The organism is Cryobacterium sinapicolor, from assembly GCF_004403465.1.
GTDB classification, from domain to species: Bacteria; Actinomycetota; Actinomycetes; order Actinomycetales; family Microbacteriaceae; genus Cryobacterium; species Cryobacterium sinapicolor.
In genome coordinates this window covers 132523-151547 of the sequence record NZ_SOGQ01000034.1, presented here as the reverse complement: position 1 = coordinate 151547, position 19025 = coordinate 132523, and the positions used below count along the sequence as shown (strand labels likewise).

General features: G+C 70.7%; 17 protein-coding genes. 13 read left to right on the top strand and 4 right to left on the bottom strand.

All coding sequences use genetic code 11. The features are described 5' to 3' along the window. The first annotated feature begins 81 nt into the window (after positions 1–81). From E3T28_RS07875 to E3T28_RS07840, 8 genes are all read left to right on the top strand, one after another. Positions 82–1500 (top strand): D-alanyl-D-alanine carboxypeptidase/D-alanyl-D-alanine-endopeptidase, encoded by a 1419-nt coding sequence (locus E3T28_RS07875; protein ID WP_241979226.1) that lies wholly within the window; start codon positions 82–84, stop codon positions 1498–1500. 28 nt (positions 1501–1528) lie between these two features. Then, positions 1529–2119: an isochorismatase family protein gene (locus E3T28_RS07870; RefSeq protein ID WP_134429504.1), complete on the top strand. Its 591-nt coding sequence runs from the start codon at positions 1529–1531 to the stop codon at positions 2117–2119. Between the two features lie 2 nt (positions 2120–2121). Next, positions 2122–2955, top strand: a complete 834-nt coding sequence (locus E3T28_RS07865; RefSeq protein ID WP_241979225.1) for an alpha/beta fold hydrolase — start codon at positions 2122–2124, stop codon at positions 2953–2955. Positions 2956–3181: 226 nt separating this feature from the next. After that, positions 3182–4603: an MFS transporter gene (locus E3T28_RS07860; RefSeq protein ID WP_134429503.1), complete on the top strand. Its 1422-nt coding sequence runs from the start codon at positions 3182–3184 to the stop codon at positions 4601–4603. A gap of 155 nt (positions 4604–4758) precedes the next feature. After that, positions 4759–5595: a DUF4397 domain-containing protein gene (locus E3T28_RS07855; protein ID WP_134429502.1), complete on the top strand. Its 837-nt coding sequence runs from the start codon at positions 4759–4761 to the stop codon at positions 5593–5595. 18 nt (positions 5596–5613) lie between these two features. Next, positions 5614–6279, top strand: a complete 666-nt coding sequence (locus E3T28_RS07850; RefSeq protein ID WP_134429500.1) for a class F sortase — start codon at positions 5614–5616, stop codon at positions 6277–6279. 29 nt (positions 6280–6308) lie between these two features. Further along, entirely contained in the window at positions 6309–6965 is a 657-nt protein-coding gene (locus tag E3T28_RS07845; protein WP_338145393.1) for an RNA polymerase sigma factor, read from the top strand. After that, entirely contained in the window at positions 6952–7821 is an 870-nt protein-coding gene (locus E3T28_RS07840; protein ID WP_134429499.1) for an anti-sigma factor domain-containing protein, read from the top strand. Before E3T28_RS07845 ends, E3T28_RS07840 begins: the two co-directional genes overlap by 14 nt. Before the next feature lie 125 nt (positions 7822–7946). Here the strand turns inward: E3T28_RS07840 and E3T28_RS07835 are convergent, their stop codons facing one another. The 4 genes from E3T28_RS07835 to E3T28_RS07820 all read right to left on the bottom strand — a co-directional run bounded on the left by E3T28_RS07835 (position 7947) and on the right by E3T28_RS07820 (position 12728). Further along, complete coding sequence (locus E3T28_RS07835) at positions 7947–8702, bottom strand: GntR family transcriptional regulator (protein ID WP_134429498.1); 756 nt, start codon at positions 8700–8702, stop codon at positions 7947–7949. Continuing rightward, positions 8699–10228 carry a fumarylacetoacetate hydrolase family protein gene (locus E3T28_RS07830; RefSeq protein WP_134429497.1) on the bottom strand — a complete coding sequence of 510 codons (1530 nt, stop codon included), beginning with the start codon at positions 10226–10228 and terminating at the stop codon, positions 8699–8701. The genes E3T28_RS07835 and E3T28_RS07830 overlap by 4 nt, the downstream gene beginning before the upstream one ends. A gap of 15 nt (positions 10229–10243) precedes the next feature. Next, positions 10244–11599, bottom strand: coding sequence for an MFS transporter (locus tag E3T28_RS07825; protein ID WP_134429496.1), 1356 nt, complete (start codon positions 11597–11599; stop codon positions 10244–10246). Between the two features lie 247 nt (positions 11600–11846). Then, positions 11847–12728, bottom strand: coding sequence for an IclR family transcriptional regulator (locus E3T28_RS07820; RefSeq protein ID WP_134429574.1), 882 nt, complete (start codon positions 12726–12728; stop codon positions 11847–11849). 528 nt (positions 12729–13256) lie between these two features. Between E3T28_RS07820 and E3T28_RS07815 the strand changes: the two genes are divergently transcribed. From E3T28_RS07815 to E3T28_RS07790, 5 genes are all read left to right on the top strand, one after another. Then, complete coding sequence (locus E3T28_RS07815) at positions 13257–14066, top strand: hypothetical protein (protein ID WP_134429495.1); 810 nt, start codon at positions 13257–13259, stop codon at positions 14064–14066. A gap of 531 nt (positions 14067–14597) precedes the next feature. Further along, positions 14598–15395 carry a TrmH family RNA methyltransferase gene (locus E3T28_RS07810; RefSeq protein WP_134429493.1) on the top strand — a complete coding sequence of 266 codons (798 nt, stop codon included), beginning with the start codon at positions 14598–14600 and terminating at the stop codon, positions 15393–15395. A gap of 320 nt (positions 15396–15715) precedes the next feature. Continuing rightward, positions 15716–16921, top strand: coding sequence for a thiolase family protein (locus E3T28_RS07800; protein ID WP_134429491.1), 1206 nt, complete (start codon positions 15716–15718; stop codon positions 16919–16921). Position 16922: 1 nt separating this feature from the next. Beyond that, positions 16923–17798, top strand: coding sequence for an SDR family NAD(P)-dependent oxidoreductase (locus E3T28_RS07795; protein ID WP_134429490.1), 876 nt, complete (start codon positions 16923–16925; stop codon positions 17796–17798). 113 nt (positions 17799–17911) lie between these two features. Then, positions 17912–18961, top strand: a complete 1050-nt coding sequence (locus tag E3T28_RS07790) for an iron ABC transporter substrate-binding protein (RefSeq protein ID WP_134429489.1) — start codon at positions 17912–17914, stop codon at positions 18959–18961. Positions 18962–19025 lie beyond the last annotated feature (64 nt).

The window sequence follows — 19025 nt, the reverse complement described above, 5'->3', positions numbered from 1 at the left end:
GTCGCTCCGTCGTCGCTCCGCGGGGGCTGAGCGGGTGCGAAGCCGAGGGCGACTCACATGCCCGGCGGGTAGGGTTCACGGGTGGAAGAACTAAAGCCTCGCAAACGCCTCGCGGCCGTCTCCATCGCCGTGGTGGCGATTCTCGGCGCGGGAGCCGTGTTGGTCGGGGCGTCGACCCGGACCCCGGATGCCGCGGCCACCGCCTCCCTCTCCGCCGCGACCGCCGATGCGAACCTGAACCTGCCGACGGCGGCACCCGTTCCGGCCCGCCCGGTTCCCGCCACCGCCGCCGACGCCAGAACCCTGCGCACCTGCTCGGTCGCCGCGCTCGCCGCCGACCCGCGGCTGGCCGATTTCCAGGCCCAGGTGGTCAACGCCCGCACCGGCGAGGTGCTCTTCGACCGCGGCGGCGACACCTCCTCGCGCACCGCCAGCGTGCTCAAGGTGCTGACCAGCGCCGCCGCCCTCGAGGTGCTCGGACCGGACTACCGGGCCACGACCACCGTCGTGGCCGGCAGCACGCCGGGGTCGGTCGTGCTAGTCGGCGGAGGAGACCTCACCCTGACGCGCCTGCCCACCGGAATGGAATCCGTCTACTCCGGGGCCGCGCACATCGACGAACTGGCCCGTCAGACCCTCGCCGCCTGGCAGGCGAACCCGGCGAACCCGCCGATCACCTCCCTCGTGCTGGACGCCTCGTTCTTCGGCGGACCCGGCTGGGAACCGAGCTGGGACGAATTGGAACGCAACGCCGGGTCGATGCCGGACGTGACCGCCCTGCAGGTCGACGGCGACCGTGACGACCCGACCCGTCACACCTCCGCCCGCGGCATCGACCCAATCGGCCGAGCCGGGGCGGCCTTCGCCGACGCGCTCGGCGGCGGTGTGAGCGTCAGCCTCGGCGCCGCGCCGGCCGGGGCCGAGCAGCTCGCGGTCGCCCGGTCCCAGCCGGTGTCCGTGCTGATCGGGCAGGCTCTGATCGTGTCGGACAACGCGCTCGCCGAGATGCTCGCCCGGCTCATCGCGGTGGAGTCGGGCGCCGGTAACACGTTCGGCGCCCTGCAGCAGTCCGTCGTCGCCGCACTCGACACCTACGGAATCGACACCACCGGCATCCTGATCGCCGACGGCTCGGGTCTGAGCGACAACAACGCCGTGCCGCCGTCCTACCTCACCCGGCTGTTTGTCAAGATCAACGACCGGGAGGGCGACCTCGGCGTCATCTTCGACGGGCTCCCGATCGCCGGCGGACCCACCGGTTCGCTGTCCTACAGCGACCGGTTCACGGGGGAGAACGCCATCGCCGACGGGGCCGTCTTCGCCAAGACCGGCTGGATCGACACCGGCTACACACTCTCCGGCATCATCCGGGCGGCCGACGGCACGCCGCTCACCTTCGCCGTTTACGCGCTCGGGGATGTGAGCGATAATGCGAAGCAGGCGCTCGACACCATCACCGCCGGGTTCTTCCGCTGCGGAGACAACCTGTCGAACTCCTGACTTCACTCGGCGACAGAAGGAGTAATCCGTGACCAGGGCCCTGTTCATCATCGACGTTCAGAACGACTTCACCGAGGGCGGGGCCCTCGCCGTCAAGGGTGGGTCTGCGGTGGCCGCGGGGGTGAGCGCTCTGCTGCTGGCGCATCCGGATGCCTATGACGTGATTTTCGCGTCCCGCGACTGGCACGATCCCGACAGTGACAACGGCGGCCACTTCGCCACGGCCGGGGAACCCGACTCGAAGGACTCCTGGCCCGTGCACGGCGTGGCGGGCACTCCCGGCGCCGAGTACCACTCGTCGCTTCTGCTGCCGGACACGGCCATCCACATTCGCAAGGGGCAGGGCGCAGCCGGCTACTCCATCTTCGACGGCGTCTCGGAGGGCGGGGAGAGGACCGGCGAACTGCTTATCGCCAACGGCGTCACCGACATTGACCTGGTCGGCCTCGCCACCGACCACTGCGTGCGCGCGTCGGGGCTCGACGCCCTCGAGCACGGCCAGCACGTGCGGGTGCTGACCGACCTGGTCGCCGGCGTCGCCCCGGACACGAGCGACGCGGCTCTGGGTGAACTGGCCTACGCCGGCGCCCTGCTCGTCACCTCCGACGTGGTCGACTGAGCGTGGGTGCGACCGATCTGACCGATCCGACCGGTCCGCCTTCGGCCGGGTCCGCTCGGGCGACCGACGCCGCGGGCTCGGCGGGCTCGGCGGTCTCTGCGGGCGAGATGCTCTTCGCGCGGCGTCTCGACGGTGTGCGGATCGCCTACGACGTCGTGCCCGGGGATCGCCCGATCCTGCTCGTGCACGGGTTCGCCTCGACGGGCCACGTCACCTGGGTCGGCACCGGCTGGGTGCGAGCCCTGCAGGACGCCGGGCGGGGCGTGATCACCGTCGACCTCCGCGGTCACGGCCGCAGCGACAAGCCGCACCGCAGCATCGACTATCTGCCCCGGCAGCTCGCCGCCGACCTCGTGGTCGTGCTCGACACCCTCGGGCTGGAACAGGTCGACGTGGTCGCCTATTCGATGGGATCGCGGGTGGCGGCGGCGTTCGCGCGGCTGGCACCGGAGCGGGTGCGGCGGCTGGTTCTCGGCGGAGCCGGGCCGGACGAACTGTTCGAGACCTGGCATCCGGATGCCGTGCGCCGCTTCGTGACCGACGGCACCGTCTCCGCTGACCCGTCCATCATGGCGGTGCTGGGCGCCGCGATCACCGCCGGCGCCGACCGGGAGGCCCTCGTGGCCTGCGTCGGCGGAGTGGCCGGCTCCTCGTTGGACGTGCCGGCCGAGATCCCCGTGCTCTACGTCGCGGGTGGCGCCGACTCCATCCCGGCCGGGGTCGCCGACCTCGCCCGCGCCCGCGGTTCCGAGTACCTCGAGCTGGCGGGCCGGGACCACGTCAACACGCTCACCTCCCGCGAGTTCAAGCGCGCCGCACTGCGCTTCCTGGCCTGAGCGCCCCGCCCCCGACGTTCCGCCCCGGTGTCGCCTGGCCCCTGACGAATTCGACGGAGATTTTGCCCGTAACGCCCTCAACCCCTCCGGAAAGACGCATTTCTCTCAAAATCTCCGTCGAATTCGTTCGCCGTCGGCCGGGGGAGTGAGGCGTGCCGCCTCCCGTAGGCTGAACAAGAGCGAGCCTCACTGGCGAGGCCGCCGAATGTCGACCGGGGGGACCGTCATGACAACCGACATCCAGGATGCGACTGGTGCGGGTACCGGCTCGGTCTCGACAGGTTCGACCACCGGATCGGTCTCGACAGGCTCGACCACCGGTCCGGGCTCGACAGGCTCGACCACCGGCTCGGTCTCGACAGGCTCGACCACCGGTCCGGGCTCGACAGGCTCGGTTTCGACGGGCTCGAGCACCGGGACAGTCTCGACCACCGGCGCCCGGGGCAGGAAGCACTGGCTGGCGCCGGCCGGCGCGATCTTCGCCGTCGCCTGGGGCGGCAACGAATTCACCCCGCTGCTGGTGATGTACCGGCAGGCCGACGGGTTCTCGAACCAACTGGCGAACCTGCTGCTCGGCGCCTACGTGCTCGGCATCATCCCGGCGCTGCTGATCGCCGGCCCGCTGTCGGACCGGTTCGGTCGCCGGCCACTGATGCTGCCGGCCCCCTGGGTCGCGATAGCGGGGAGCGTGCTGCTGGCCCTGTCCGCGGGGAATGTGCCGATGCTGCTTGGCGGTCGCATCCTCTCCGGCGTGGCCCTCGGCCTGGCCATGGCCGTAGGCACCAGCTGGGTGAAGGAACTCTCCGCAAAGCCGTTCGATTTCAGGGCAGACCGGGCCTCGGGGGCACGGAGGGCGACCATCGCCCTGTCCCTCGGGTTCGCCCTCGGTGCGGCGAGCTCCGGAGCGCTGGCTCAGTGGGCACCCTTCCCCGGCGTGCTGCCCTACGCGGCGCACACGGTCATCGCCGTGGTGTTCGGCCTGCTGCTGCTGCGCACCCCGGAGTCCCAGGGCCGCAACATTGCGGCCGGGGCCCTGCCGGCCGCCCATCCCGCCACCTCCCCGTACCCGCGGTTCCTGCTCCTGATCGTGCCGGTGGCGCCGTGGGTCTTCGGCACGGCCACGACCGCCTACGCCATCCTGCCTGCGCTCGCCGCGTCCGAGATCCCGTCCGCGCCGGTGGCGTTCGCGGCCCTGCTCTGCGTGGTGGCACTCGTCGCCGGGGCGTCGCTGCAACTTTTCAGCCACCGCATCACCGCCGGGCACAATGCTCGAGGAATCATGTTCGCGCTGATGCTGACCGTCGGGTCGCTGCTGCTCGCATCCGTCGCCGTGAGCCCGCCTGTGCTCTGGCTGATCCTGCCGGCGGCCGCCCTGCTCGGCGCCGCCTACGGCCTGCTGATGGTATCGGGGCTGCAGGAGGTGCAGCGGATCGCGCCGCCCGACCACCTTGCCCGGCTGACCGCGATCTACTACGGCATCACCTACCTGGGGTTCTTCGTGCCACTGGCGCTGTCCCTGCTCGAGCCGTGGCTCGGCTACCCGGCGATGTTCGCGGGCGGGGCGGCGTTCTCGGCCGTGTCGCTGGTGGTGGTGATGCTGGTCTTCCGCCGGGACATCTCCCTGCATCGCGCCGCCGCGAGCCGATGACGCGGTGATCGGCCGCGCACCCCGCAAAAAAAGTTCCCCAAGATTTCCATGCAGGTGCATCCGTTTTCCGGCTTCTGGGAGAAGTAAGTGTAAGAGAGGCAGTAAGTCCCTCTTCAGAGTGACCCACTCACAGAGCCATTAAACAGGAGGAAACGATGCACAAGTCCCTCAAGATCGGAATGACGGCCAGCGCTCTCGGCGCTCTCGTCGCCCTCGGCGGCCTCGCCCCGGCGCAGGCGGCCGAAGACGTCGCGAAGCTGTCTGTGCTTCACGCAGTTCCGGGCCTCACCGTCGACGTCTACGTGAACGACAAGCTGACCCTGGACGACTTCAAGCCGGGCGACCTCGCTGGCCCGCTCGAACTCGCACCCGGCACCTACAAGGTGGCCATCACCGCGTCGGACGCAACGGATGCCAGCGCACCCGCCATCGGTCCGGTCGACCTACCGCTCGAGGCCGGCAAGAACTACACCGCCACCGCCAACCTCGACGCGGACGGCAAGCCCACGGCGACGCTGTTCACCAACGACATCTCGCAGCTCGCCGCCGGCGAGGGCCGTCTGACGGTCCGCCACGTGGCGGCCGCCCCGGCGGTCGATGTCCTCGCCAACGGAGCCGTCGCGATCACCGCCCTGACCAACCCGAACGAGTCCGTTCTCACGTTGCCGGCCGGCACCATCTCGGCCGCCGTCGCCGCGACCGGAACGACTGACCCGGTCATCGGCCCGGCAGACGTGAACGTCGCAGAGGGCACGAACACGATCGTCTACGCGTGGGGCAGCCTGACCGACAAGAACCTCGCTCTGGCCGTTCAGACCATCGAGGGGCTCCACTCCAACCCGGACAGCATCCCCGCCGGTGAGGCCGGTCTCGTCGCCACCAACCAGGCGAACGACTCCACGGGCCTTCTGGTCGGTGGCGCCGCCGTGCTGATGGGTCTGGTCGCCGCTGCCGTCGTCGGCATGCGTCGCTTGTCCGCGGCTCGCCGCTAGCAGGAAGAGGAATTCACGATGAGAGCCACAGCGGGCACTTTCACAGCGCTCGCTGTGGCTCTCGCCCTGCTCACGGGATGCAGCAGCGCCCCGAGCACAGCCTCTTCCACGGCTTACGTTCCCCCGACGAACGCGGCGCCGACCACGACCCCGACGCCGGCGGCCTCGCCGCCCACCGCCGAGGTCGAGGTGCCGACCACCAGTTCTTCGCTGGACCAGAACCAGGTCCCGGCGGCCCTGCCGCCCCAGAGCATCCGGGTCGACTCCCTCGGAATCGACATGGCGATCGAATCCGTCGGCCTGGCCGAGGACGGGGCGATGGAACTTCCTCAAGACCCGTCGCTCGCCGCCTGGTACCGCTTCGGACCGTCACCGGCCAGCGCGGCAGGGGCCACCGTCATCGCCGCCCATGTCGACTCCCTGGTCTACGACATCGGGCCGTTCGCCCAGCTGGCCACGGCCACAGTGGGCACCGAGATCGTAGTGACCACCGCAGACGGTCAGGAGCGTCGCTACGCCGTGGAATCCGTTCAAACCGTGACCAAACAGGACGTGCCTTGGGGATCGATCTTCGACCGGTCCGGTCCCAACCGGCTCACCCTTGTGACCTGCGGCGGCGAATTCGACTATGACGCCAAGACCTACCTGTCGAACGTCATCGTCTCTGCGACTCCGATGGCCTGACCCAGGCATGAAGAGACAGAGGGGTGACTATGCTGGGCATCACGGTGGTCGAGACCCGCACTCCGGCGGGCGCTGACGTGTACGACCTCCCGATGCGCTCACCAACCGGGGGACACCGATACGACGTGACGGCACTCACCGACGAAGAGGACCATGCCCAACTCGGTCTCGCGTTCCGGGCCGGCGACGAACGTGCGCTGGCCGAGGCCTACGCCCGTTGGTCTTCCCTCGTCTACACGATCGCCGTTCGCTCGCTCGGCGATCCGGGCGAAGCCGAAGACGTCACGCAGAAGGTCTTCATCTCCGCCTGGCGCGGACGGGACGGCTTCGATGCCTCGCGGTCGCGACTGCCGGCCTGGCTCGTCGGGATCACCCGGCACACCGTGGCGGATGCCCACGAGGCCCGCACGCGTCGGCGTCGCGTCGAAGAGGCCGTCATCGTCGACACCGAGCTCAGCCAGGCCGACGAATCCGCCGACATCGCGGATCGGGTGCTGATGAGCGACGAACTCCGCCGGCTCGGACCTGTTCCGCAGCAGGTGATGCAGTTGGCCTTCTACGACGATCTCACCCACTCTCAAATCGCCGATAGCCTCGGACTGCCGCTCGGCACCGTGAAGAGTCACATCCGTCGAAGTCTTTCGAGACTGCGCACCAGATTGGAGGCGAACGATGACACACATTGACCGGGAAAATCTCGCTCTCATAGCCATGGCAGAGTTCGACCTCACCGACCCTGAACGGCAACACCTGTCGGAGTGCCCCGAGTGCTCCCTGGAGCTCATCGCCCTGCAGCACACCGTCGCCGTCGGCCGGTCCGCGCGCAGCGTCGAGCTCGTGGAGCCCGGAGATCGGGTCTGGGCCGGCGTCCACTCCGCCCTCGGCCTGTCCGGCGCCGTTGCGGAGACTCCCCGTCGGAATGACTTCATGGTAGCGGCGACCGAGCCTGCCCCGACCCCCGTTTTGGTGCCCGAGTCTGACCCGGCGGTCGAGCCTGACTCGTCCTCGACTTTGACCCCGACCTCGTCCTTGCCCTCGTCCTCAACCCCGTCCGCCACCATCACCGACATCGGCCCCGGCCTGCGCCCCCGCCGTCGGCCCCGCAACTGGATGCCGGTTGCCGTGGCCGCAGGCCTCGCCGGGTTGCTCGGCGGCCTGGGCGGCGGCATCTGGTGGCAGTCCGTCCAGCAGCAGGAACCCGCGCCGGTGCTTCTCGCCCAGGCGCGGCTCGACCCGTTCCCCGGCTGGGAGGCCGAAGGCAGTGCCTACGTGGCGAAGACGGCCGACGGCCACCGGGAAGTCGTGCTCGACGTCACCGGGGTCGCCGCCGACTCCGATCTGCGCGAGGTCTGGTTGATCAAGGCGGATGCATCCGGGCTGATCAGCATCGGACTGCTCGACGGCGAGTCCGGGCGTTACGTCATCCCCGACGGCGTCGACCTGTCGCAGTACCCGCTCGTGGACGTGTCCGCGGAACCCGGCGACGGCGACCCGCAGCACTCCGGCGACTCGATCCTGCGCGGCGAACTCCGCACGGTCTGATCTCGGCCGGCCCCCTCAGGCTCCGGCCCCGCGGGCTCTGGCCTCCGCGGGCACCGGCCCCCGTCAGAGCGCCCGTTCCGGTCGAGAGTGACCGGCGGAACAGGCACTCTCGACGGGAACGGAGGTTAGGCGGAGGGGGTGGCGTGCTGCTGGGCGAGGAAGGCGTCGAGGGTGCCGAGCCGGTGGTCGCGCGCGGCCAGTTCGATCTGAAGGGGATCGGCGCCGTCCTCGATCAGGTCGAGCAGTGCGGTGTGCTCGGCGACGGACTCGTGCGCCCGCCCGGGCACGAAACTGAACGTGGACTCCCGCAGAGTGCCGAGCCGGCTCCAGCCCCGCTGCACGAGGTCGAGGATGTGCGCATTGGTGCAGGCCTCGAACAGGGCCGAGTGGAAGTCCCGGTTCAGGCTGGTGAAGCGCACCGGGTCGAAGTGGTGCAGGCAGTCGGCCATCTCCGCGTTGATCGCCCGCGCGCGCAGCAGAATATCCGGGTCGAGCCGCGGCGCCGACAGGGCCGTGGCGTAACCCTCGACGAGGGCCAGCGTCTGCATCGTGTGGGTGTACTCAGTGGCGTCGAGCATGGCCACCTGGGCGCCGATGTTGCGCTCGAACGTGACCAGACCCTCCGCCTCCAGCAGACGGATGGCCTCCCGCACCGGCACGGTGCTGACACCGATCTCCCGGGCGATCTGCCCGAGCACCAGGCGGTAGCCCGGGCTGAAGCTGCCGTCGGAGATGCGAGCCCGGATCCACTGGTGGGCGAGCTGCGCCTTGCTCAGCGACGCGTCCGCGCCCCCGGTGATCGAGTCGCCGGTGGTCGAGCCCCCGGTGATCGAGCCGCCGGTGGTCGAGCCTCCTGTCGACACCCCGGTCGGGACCGTCATGCCTGCTCCTCCTGCCAGACCCGGTAGCTGGCTCTCCACTCGGCGTTCATCGGGTAGAGCCCGTCGACGCCGTGCCCGGCCGCAACCATGGCGGCTATGAAGGTTTCCTCGCGCTCCTGCACGATGGCGGAGGCGACCACCTCCTCGACCAGGTGCGGCGGGATCACGATAAGCCCGTCGGCGTCCCCGACGATCACGTCGCCGGGCTGCACGGATGCCCCGCCGCAGGCGACGGTCAGGTCCGTGTCCCACGGGACGTGGCGGCGTCCCAGCACGGCAGGGTGCGGGCCGGCGTGGTAGGTAGGGATATCCAGGGCGGCGACGGCCGCGAGGTCGCGCACACCGCCATCCGTCACGATGCCCGCCGCGCCGCGCACCTGGGCGCGCAGGGCGAGGATGTCGCCGACCGTGCCCGTGCCGCGCTCGCCGCGGGCCTCGATCACGAGCACGTCGCCCGGCCCGAGCGAGTCGAAGGCGCGTTTCTGGGCGTTGTAACCGCCGCCGTGCGACTCGAACAGGTCCTCCCGGGCCGGGATGTAGCGCAGGGTGCGCGCCCGGCCGACGAGGCGGGCGCCGGGGCGGGTCGAGCCGAGGCCGTCGATCGACACGGCGTTGAGTCCGCGCTTCCGCAGCTGGGCGCTGAGGGTGGCGGTGCCGACGCCGTTGATCTGCGCCTTCAGTTCGGAGGTGAGGTCGAAGGGTGCCGCTGCCGGTGCGGGTTCCGGTGTCGCGGCGGATGCCGGCGCCAGTCCGGCCGCCTCCGCCGAACCCCAGGCCTCGGTGCGCTGCAGGTCGTCGACCCGCGGGCCGGCCCCGAACGCGCCGAACGGCACCGTGCCCTGCCGAATCGGGCTGACGAGGCGGCCGGTGCGGGGCGCGCCGGGGGCGCCCGGGGCATCCACTTCGACCTCGACGGTGTCGCCGGGCCCGACGACCGACGATCCGGCCGGCGTGCCGGTGAGGATCAGGTCGCCGGGCTCGAGCGTGATCAGCTGGGAGAGGTCGGCCACGAGCCGGCCGAAGCCGAAGAGCAAGTCGGCGGTCGTGTCCTCCTGCGCCAGCGTGCCGTTCACCCAGGTGCGGATGCGCAGGGCCGCCGGGTCGAGACCGGCAGTCGGAAGCAGTGTTGGCCCGACCGGGGTGAAGCCGTCGGCCCCCTTCGAGCGCAGGTTCGAGCCCTTGTCGGCGTAGCGCAGGTCGTAGACACCGAAGTCGTTGGCGCAGGTCACGTGCGAGACAGCCGCCCAGCCGTCCGCGGGCGAGACGCCCCGGGTGCGGCGCCCGATCACCAGGGCGATCTCTCCCTCGAAGACCAGCAACTCGCATCCGTCGGGCCGGTCGACCGGCGTTCCGCTGGAACTCAGCGACGACGCCGGCTTGAGGAAGTACGACGGCTGCTCGGGCGTGCGGCCGCGCTGGGCGGCCCGGCTCGGGTAGTTGAGGTGCACGGCGATGATCTTGCCCGGCGTTGCGAGCGCAGGGGTGGTGCCGGCGTCGGCGGCACCACCAGAGGTCGTGGTCGGCATGTTTTTTACGGCTTTCTAGTCGTGCTGGGAGATCCCGAGCGGGACTCCGCGGGTTTCCTTCACCACGGAGACCGCGATGAAGGAGATCGTGGCCAGCACCATGATATAGATGCCGATCGACGGGGACCAGGCGGTCTCGTCCAGGAGCAGTTGTGCGATCAGCGGAGCGAACGCACCGCCGAGGATGGCGCCCATCGCGTAGCCGATGGACACGCCCGAGTAGCGTACCTGAGCCGGGAACATCTCCGCGTAGAGCGCCGCCTGCGGGCCGTACGAGAAGCCCAGTCCGCTCGCCAGCACGACGAGCGCCACCGTGAACCAGAGGATCTCACCAGTGTCGATCAGCAGGAACATCGGGATCGCCCAGAGAAAGAGCCAGGCATAACCGAACTGGAAGGTGCGGATGCGCCCGATTCGGTCGGAGAGGATGCCGCCGATCATCGTCGACGCGAGCCAGAACACGGCGGCGATGGTGCTGGCGAGCAGCACGGGGGAGCGTTCCATGCCCAAGCCGCCGGCCTCGACCGGCTTCGTGGCGTAGGAGGAGAAGAATGCGATCAGCAGGTAGCCGGCGGCGTTGTTGGCGATGAAGATCAGGGCGGTCAGGATGACCTGGCGCCAGTGGCCGCTGAAGAGCTGGCGGAGCGGGGCGGCCGATTCCTTCTTGCGGTCCTGCATCTCCTTGAAGACGGGGCTCTCGTCGACCGAGCGGCGAATGATGAAGCCGACCACGATGAGCAGCACCGAGAAGAGGAACGGGACGCGCCAGCCCCAGGCGAGGAAGGCCTCCTCGCTCATCGTGCTGGTGACGAGGAGCATGACGCCGGTGGCCAGGATGAGCCCGGTCGGCACGCCGATCTGCGGGTAGGCACCGAAGAATCCGCGTTTGTTCACGGGGGCGTGTTCGACGGACATCAGGGCGGCCCCGCCCCATTCCCCGCCGGCCGAGAAACCCTGCAGGATGCGCAGCACGATGAGCAGGATGGGTGCCCAGATGCCGATCTGCTCGAAAGTCGGCAGGAGTCCGATCAGTGCGGTGGCCGCGCCCATGATGACGAGGGTCAGCACGAGCATGGCCTTGCGGCCGAGACGGTCACCGAGGTGGCCGGCCACGATCGCGCCCAACGGCCGGAACAGGAAGCTGATGCCGAGAGAGGCCCAGGCGACGAGCTGAGCCAGCCCGGCGTTGTCGTTGGCGAGCGGGGCGAAATACAGCCCGGCCAGCACGAGGCCGGCGGCCTGCGCGTAGATGAAGAAGTCGTACCACTCGATGGTGGTACCCACCATGGTTCCGGCGAGGACCCGGCGTTCTTCGTGTCGCTTCGCGGCGTCCGCTTTCGCGGCGTCCGCTTGGGTTGTCGTGATTGCCATGGAATACCCCTTTGTATTTCCCGGTGAGTTGCCGCGCGATGTCACGCGATTCCGAAACGGTATCACAGATCGTATATTATCAACAGGCCAGGTGAGGTGTGCCTGGGCCCTGCGGATGCCGGCGGGTCACCTGAGGCTGCCCCGCGACCGCGCCGAGGCGCTGCGGATGCCGCCGGGTGCATGGAGCTGCCCCCGCGCCCGGGGCCCGGGCGCTGCGGATGCCGGCGGCTGTGCTCGGAGGCGGCGGCTAACGCAGCTCGGCTGCGATCGCGGCGGCGGCCGTCACGAGTCGAGCGCCGATCTGGGCGGCACTCTGGCCGCTGCCGAGGTAGACGACCGCCAGCGCCGCCGGCGCCTCACCGGGCACGACCAGCGGCACCGCCACGGACGCCAGCCCCGGCACGACCTCGTCATGACTGGTGGCGAAGCCGTGCGTGCGCACCTCGGCGGCCTCGCCGCGGCGCGCGTCCTCGCCGAGCTGCGCCCAGTGGGCAGTCGTGAGCAGGGACTGGATGGCGATTCCGGGGGCGCCCCGGCCGAGCGGATGCCGTGTGCCGGGGCGCTGCGCGACCGTGGCGTGCGCCTGGCGCGGTTCCACGCTGACCAGGGTGACGACCTCCGCCCGGTCCAGGACGGTCACGAAAGCAGTCATCCCCAGCTCGTTCGCGACGCTCGTCAGCTCGGGCAGCGCCGCGGTTTGCAGGCCGCGGGAGACACCGCGGGCGAGTGCAGCCATCCGTGGGCCGAGGCGCACGGCGCCCGCGGCATCCCGGATCACGACCCGGTGGTCCTCCAGCGTGCGCAGGATTCGGTAGGCGTTCGAGCGGTGCACGCCGAGGGCGGCGGCCACGTCAGCGATGGTCAGGGCCGCGTCGGCGTCGGCGAGGATCTCGAGCACGCGGATGCCCCGGGACAGGGTCTGCGAATGCGGCGCGCCGGGCGCGCCGTTCGTGCTCTTCGCGCCGTCTATGCCGTTCGTGCTATCTACGCCGTTCGCGCCGAGTGTGGCAATCCCGCCATTCGCGCCGAGTGTGGCGTTCCCGCCGTTCGCGCCGTTCGCGCCGTTCGCGCCGAGTGTGGCAATCCCGCCATTCGCGCCGAGTACGCCGGGCTGGCTCGGCTCGCTCATTCCGCTCTTCCGGCTCGTTGACGTCGACACGGTGCCATTCTCGCATCCATGATGCGCCGGAGGACGGTCGCCGCAGGATCGATCCGCCGGAGTGCGTGGCTGACTCAGGAGGTCCGGGTGCCGCGCCGCATCCGGGCCTGGACCCTTGCCGTGCATAACGCCGGCATATTGTGCGGGCCGGGTTGCGTCGCCGCGGAAATTCGGGGGTGCGTGCCGGCGGCGGCACCGGAGTGCAGGAGCTATGCCGTGCTCGCGGTGGCCGACCGTCTTCGTGGCGCCGATTCCGGTGGCCAACTCAGGAGATCCGGCTTTGGACCGGCCGTTTCGACACGGACGAGTGCGGACCAATGCGGCAGAGTGCGCGCACGGGACACTTGCCGCCGTGAATCTCCTGAGTTGGCCACGTTGAGCGCGGCAGCCTCGGCGTGTGCATCCGTGCGCTGCTGCCGCGCATCCGTGCGCTGCTGCCGCGCATCCGTGCGCCGTTCGGCAAGCCGAGCAAGGGAGACCGGCCTATCGTGAGCCGAAATGACTGAGATCTGGGTGTCTGCGTGCCTGCTTGCCGCCGTCGCGGCGGCCGGCCTGGGTGCGGCATGCGCGTTCGCCGGGCTCCGGATGCCGGGCCGCACCCTGGTCGCGGCGCCCGCCATGGTCGTCATGGCCGTCACGTGCGCCGACATGGTGTTGCCGGGTGTGCAACTGCTCGGGCCGTTGTCCTGGGCCGGGCTGCTGGTCGGGGCGGCACTGCTGGCCCTGCTCGACCGGCGGCATCGGATGCCCGCCGCGCACCACGCCGCAGCGCTGCTGCTGATGGCGGTGATGTGGGTCGCGATGCTGCCGGCGGCGTCCGCGTCGTCTTCTGCTCAGGCTTCGGCGGGCGGCGCCGGCGGCGTGGTCGGGTCCGGGTCCTGGGCAGCGACCGGCGCCGCAGCGTCAGCCGGAGCCGCAGCGTCGACGGAGGCAGCGGCGTCAGGCGGGGCTGGGGCCGGGGCGGGGGCGTCGACGGAGGCAGCGGCGTCAGGCGGGGCTGGGGCCGGGGCCACTGCCGCGGCCGATACCACCGCCGCGACCGGAGCCGGGCCCGCCGCGGGGAACAACGTGCATGCCGAGCACGCGCTGGCGATCATCGACGGCGGAACGCTTCTGGCCGGGCTTGTGGTGCTGGTGGCTGCGGCATCCGTTGCCCTCGCGGCCAGCGCCGTGCGGACGGCGCGCCGCAAGGCCGGGTTGGGGGTCACACCGGGCACCCACCGGTTGGAGTCGGCCCAGCACCTGAGCATGGCGCTGGCGATGACGTTGATGGCCGCGGGTATGTTCCTGCCGCTGGCCGGTCGCTGACGAATCAGCGCGTGCTGGAATGCGGGCGGAATTCTTCCGGTGCATAACTCCTGCACATTGTCAGGCCGGCCATGGCCGTTGCCCGTGTTTCCGGGCGCGGAAGACCTGCCGCCGACCACATTGCAGGAGTTATGCACAAACCGGCGGGGCGCCCTGACCCGGCTTGCCCAGTTGGCCCCGTTGTCCGGACTCGCCGGTGGGACCCGGCTGGACCCGGTTTGTGTGGCTAACTCAGGAGATGCGCCGAGGTATCCGTAGCCCGTCCCACTGGTCCGGGCGCCAGATGCGAGCGCCGGCCGGGTCTCCTGAGTTGGCCCCAGGATGACCCGCCGCTTGCCCGCCGCCTACCCGCCCCGCCTCGCCTCGCCGGCACCCGCCTCGCCTCGCCGGCACCTGCCTCGCCTCGCCTCGCCGGCACCCGCCTCGCCTCGCCTCGCCTCGCCGGCACCCGCCTCGCCTCGCCGGCACCCGCCCCGCCTCGCCGGCACCCGCCCCTCCACCGCCCCTCACCCTCGCGATTAGACTGAGCGGATGCCCGTCATCGAGATCAGCGACCTCAGCGATCCGCGACTCGTGGACTATGCCCACCTCACCGATGTGGCCCTCAAGAAGGCGCGGGGCACCGAGCACGGGCTGTATATAGCCGAGTCGGCATTGGTTCTCGAGCGGGCTCTGCGCGCCGGACACCGTCCGCGCTCGGTCCTCGCCCTCGGCAACACCGCTGAGGAGGCCCGGGCCCTCGTTGGCGAGGACGTGCCCGTCTTCGTCGGCCCGGGAAAGTTGCTGGCGGAGCTCACCGGATACGTGCTGCACCGCGGCGTGATCGCCTCGATGCACCGGCCCGAGCTGCCCGCCCCGGAGGCGGTGCTCGCCGGCGCCCGCCGCATCGTGATCCTCGAAAACGTATCCGACCCCACGAACGTCGGGGCGATCTTCCGCTCCGCCGGGGCTATCGGCGCAGACGCGATCCTGGTCACGCCGCGCTGCTCCGACCCCTTCTATCGCCGCGCCATCCGCGTCTCGATGGGCACCGTGCTGCAGGTGCCCTGGACCCGCGTCGGCGACTGGCCCAGCACCCGCGCACTGCTCAGCCGGCACGGTTTCCACCTCGCCGCGCTCGCCCTGACGACGGATGCCGTGAGCCTCCGCGACTTCCCCGGGCACGCGCATGAGCGGCTGGCTCTGTTGCTCGGCGCGGAGGGTGAGGGGCTCACCCCCGACGCGCTGGCGGCATCCGACACCGTGGTGCAGATTCCGATGAAGCACGGCATCGACTCCCTCAACGTGGCCGCCGCCAGTGCCGTCGCGATGTGGGCACTCTCGGGCTAGCCGGGCACCGGCCGCGTCTTGCTCGGCCCGTCCGGCTCGCCCCGGCCGGCTCGCTCCGCCCGGCTCGCTCCGTCCGGCTCGCTCCGCCCGGCTCGCTCCGCCCGGCTCGCCCCGTCCGGTTCGCTCCGCCCGGTTCGCTCCGCCCGGCTCGCCCCGTGTGGCTAACTCAGGAGATTCGCCCGTCACGTACCGCCGGGCCACGGACCAGTGCGGCGGAAAGCTCCGGACGACGATCCCCTTGCCCGATCTCCTGAATTAGCCCCCGTGCACACACCGCACCCGTTCAGCGCCACGGCGACCGGGAAGCCTAGGCTGAGGCTATGAGCAATGAGGCTGTCATCATCGATGTCGTGCGCACCGCGTCTGGTCGAGGCAAGCCGGGCGGTTCCCTCTCGGGCGTGCATCCGGCGGACCTGCTGGCCGGGGTTCTGAGCGAGTTGGTCACCCGCAACGGGCTCGATCCCGCGCTCGTCGACGACGTGATCGGCGGCTGCGTCAGCCAGGTCGGCGAGCAGGGCTACAACGTGACCCGCACCGCCCTACTCAGCGCGGGCTTCCCCGACTCGGTGCCAGGAGCCACCATCGACCGGCAGTGCGGCTCCAGCCAGCAGGCGGCCACGTTCGCCGCGCAGGGCGTGATGGCCGGCAGTTACGACATCGTCATCGCCTGCGGCGTCGAGTCGATGAGCCGCGTGCCGCTGGGCAGCTCCATCCGTGCGAACCAGAACGACGAGGCCCGGGACGACCCCCACGGCCTCCGGATGCGCGACCGCTACCCCGACGGCCTTGTCAACCAGGGCGTCTCGGCCGAGCTGATGAACCAGAAGTGGAAGCTGGGCCGCGGCGAACTGGATGCCTTCGCCGCCCGCTCGCACCGCCTCGCCGCGGCCGCCGCCGAGCGCGGCGACTTCGGCGGCGAACTCCGGCCGACGACCCTGCCCGGCGGCCGGGTCGTGGACGCCGACGAGACTATCCGGCCCGGCACCACCCTCGCGTCTCTGGCCGCCCTGCCGCCGGCGTTCCGCACCGACGCCCTCGCCGCCCGCTTCCCGAAGCTCGACTGGCACCTCACCGCCGGCAACTCGTCGCCGCTGACCGACGGGGCCTCCGCCGCCCTGATCATGAGCGCGAAACGGGCCGCAGAGCTCGGCCTCAACCCGCGCGCCCGGTTCCACAGCTTCGCGGTGACCGGAAGCGACCCGCTTCTGATGCTGACCGGCGTGGTCCCGGCGACCCGGCGCATCCTGGAGCGCTCCGGGCTCAGCATCGACGACCTCGACGCCTACGAGGTGAACGAGGCGTTCGCCACCGTTCCGCTGGTCTGGCTGCGCGAAACGGGAGCCGACCCGGCCCTGCTCAATCCGCGCGGCGGGGCCATCGCGCTCGGCCACGCGCTCGGCTCCTCGGGCACCCGGCTCCTCGGCACCCTGCTGAACCACCTCGAATTGACCGGCGGTCGCTGGGGGCTGCAGACCATGTGCGAGGGCGGCGGCATGGCCAACGCCACCATCATCGAGCGGCTCTGAGATGCGCATCGACGGATGCTCCGCCCTCGTCACCGGAGCCGCCTCCGGCCTCGGGTTGGCCACCAGCACCGCCCTGGCCCACGCCGGGGCAGCGGTCGTGCTCCTCGACCTGCCGGGCGCCGCGGGGGAGCAGGCCGCCGCGGCGATCGGTGGCCGAGCCCGCTTCGTACCCGGGGATGTCACCCGCCCCGAGGACGTGCAGGCTGCAGTCGACGCCGCCGCCGAGCTCGGCCCGCTGCGCATCGTGGTCAACTGCGCCGGCATCGCCCCCGGTCAGCGCACCGTCGACCGCGATGGCGCCCCGCTGCCGTTGGACGACTTCGATCGGGTCATCCGCATCAACCTTGTCGGCACGTTCAACGTGATCCGGCTGGCCGCGGCCGCCATGGCGATGACCGACCCGCTCGGCACGGATCCGCTCGGCACGGATCCGGTCGGCACCGACCCGGTCGGTACCGATCCGCTCGGCACGGATCCGCTCGGCACGGATCCGCTCGGCACGGATCCGCTCGGCACGGTTCCGGAGCGGGGCGTGATCGTGAACACGGCATCCGTCGCCGCCTTCGACGGGCAGATCGGCCAGGCGGCCTACGCCGCGTCGAAGGGCGGCGTCACCGCGATGACCCTGCCGCTCGCCCGCGAATTCGCCCGGTCGCTGATCCGGGTGGTGACCATCGCGCCCGGCATCTTCGACACCCCGCTGCTGCAGGGCCTCCCCGAGAACGTGCGCGAATCCCTCGCGGCGCAGGTGCCGCACCCTGCCCGGCTCGGCGACCCGGCCGCGTTCGCCGCGCTCGTGCGCCACATCGTGGAGAACCCGATGCTCAACGGCGACACCATCCGGCTCGACGGCGCCATCCGGATGCCGCCCCGCTAGTCAGCCCGTGCCTGTGCATTCCCCGCAGGCCCGGCCGGCCCACCTTTTTTTAGGGTAGGCTTACCTAAAGCACAGTGGGCTATGCCCACACGACAGTAGGGACACGCAACACGATGATTTTCTCACGCCGCTGGGCACTGCTGGCCGCTATCGGAACGGTGACCCTGCTCGGGGCAACCGGGTGCAGCGCGCCCGAGGAATCCGCTCCCGCCGCCTCCGACGGAGCCGCTCCCTCAGGCTCGATCACCGTCTACAACGCTCAGCACGAGGAACTCACCCAGGCTTGGGCCGACGAGTTCACCGCGGAGACCGGCGTCACCGTCACGCTGCGCAACGGCAGCGACTCCGAACTCGGCAACCAGCTCGTGCAGGAGGGCACCGCCTCCAAGGCCGACGTGTTCCTCACCGAGAACTCGCCCGCGATCAGCCTGGTCGACCGGGCCGGCCTGTTCGCCCCGGTCGACGACGCCACGCTCGAGCAGGTTCCCGAGCAGTACCGTCCCTCCACCGGTATGTGGACCGGCATCGCCGCCCGCTCCACCGTCTTCGCCTACAACCCGAGCCTGATCAGCGAGAGCGAACTGCCCGCCTCTCTGCTCGACCTCGCGGACCCGGCCTGGGCGGGCCGCTGGGCCGCGTCGCCCTCCGGCGCCGACTTCCAGGCCATCGTCAGCGCCTTCCTGGAACTCAAGGGTGAAGAGGCCACGCGCGACTGGCTCGCCGCCATGAAGGAGAACGCGGTCGTCTACAAGGGCAACAGCACCGTGATGAAGGCCATCAACGCGGGCGAAATCCCCGGTGGCGTGATCTACCACTACTACTGGTTCGGCGACCAGGCCGGCACCGGCGAGAACAGCGCCAGCACCCAGATGCACTACTTCAAGAACCAGGATCCCGGCGCGTTCGTCAGCGTCTCCGGCGGCGGAGTGCTGGAAACCAGCGCCAACCCCGTGGCCGCGCAGGCGTTCCTGGCCTACATCACCGGCAAGGGCGGCCAGGAGATCCTGAAGACCGGCACCTCGTTCGAGTACCCCGTCTCCGACTCGGTCGACGCGAACCCCGCGCTCGTGCCGCTCAGCGAACTCGATGCCCCCGTCATCGACCCCTCCGAACTCAATAGCACCACGGTCACCGATCTGATGACCGAGGCCGGTTTCATCTAGGCTGCAACTGGTGATACCTGCAGCCCCCTCGACCGCGCACCCGGCGCCCGACCCGTCGGACACC

Coding starts and splice junctions, on each gene's coding strand:
- E3T28_RS07820 (WP_134429574.1), bottom strand. CDS start 12,728: ATGAGCGAGCCGAGCCAGCCCGGCGTACTCGGCGCGAATGGCGGGATT.
- E3T28_RS07790 (WP_134429489.1), top strand. CDS start 17,912: ATGATTTTCTCACGCCGCTGGGCACTGCTGGCCGCTATCGGAACGGTG.
- E3T28_RS07825 (WP_134429496.1), bottom strand. CDS start 11,599: ATGGCAATCACGACAACCCAAGCGGACGCCGCGAAAGCGGACGCCGCG.
- E3T28_RS07855 (WP_134429502.1), top strand. CDS start 4,759: ATGCACAAGTCCCTCAAGATCGGAATGACGGCCAGCGCTCTCGGCGCT.
- E3T28_RS07800 (WP_134429491.1), top strand. CDS start 15,716: ATGAGCAATGAGGCTGTCATCATCGATGTCGTGCGCACCGCGTCTGGT.
- E3T28_RS07830 (WP_134429497.1), bottom strand. CDS start 10,228: ATGCCGACCACGACCTCTGGTGGTGCCGCCGACGCCGGCACCACCCCT.
- E3T28_RS07850 (WP_134429500.1), top strand. CDS start 5,614: ATGAGAGCCACAGCGGGCACTTTCACAGCGCTCGCTGTGGCTCTCGCC.
- E3T28_RS07845 (WP_338145393.1), top strand. CDS start 6,309: ATGCTGGGCATCACGGTGGTCGAGACCCGCACTCCGGCGGGCGCTGAC.
- E3T28_RS07860 (WP_134429503.1), top strand. CDS start 3,182: ATGACAACCGACATCCAGGATGCGACTGGTGCGGGTACCGGCTCGGTC.
- E3T28_RS07840 (WP_134429499.1), top strand. CDS start 6,952: ATGACACACATTGACCGGGAAAATCTCGCTCTCATAGCCATGGCAGAG.
- E3T28_RS07835 (WP_134429498.1), bottom strand. CDS start 8,702: ATGACGGTCCCGACCGGGGTGTCGACAGGAGGCTCGACCACCGGCGGC.
- E3T28_RS07815 (WP_134429495.1), top strand. CDS start 13,257: ATGACTGAGATCTGGGTGTCTGCGTGCCTGCTTGCCGCCGTCGCGGCG.
- E3T28_RS07795 (WP_134429490.1), top strand. CDS start 16,923: ATGCGCATCGACGGATGCTCCGCCCTCGTCACCGGAGCCGCCTCCGGC.
- E3T28_RS07810 (WP_134429493.1), top strand. CDS start 14,598: ATGCCCGTCATCGAGATCAGCGACCTCAGCGATCCGCGACTCGTGGAC.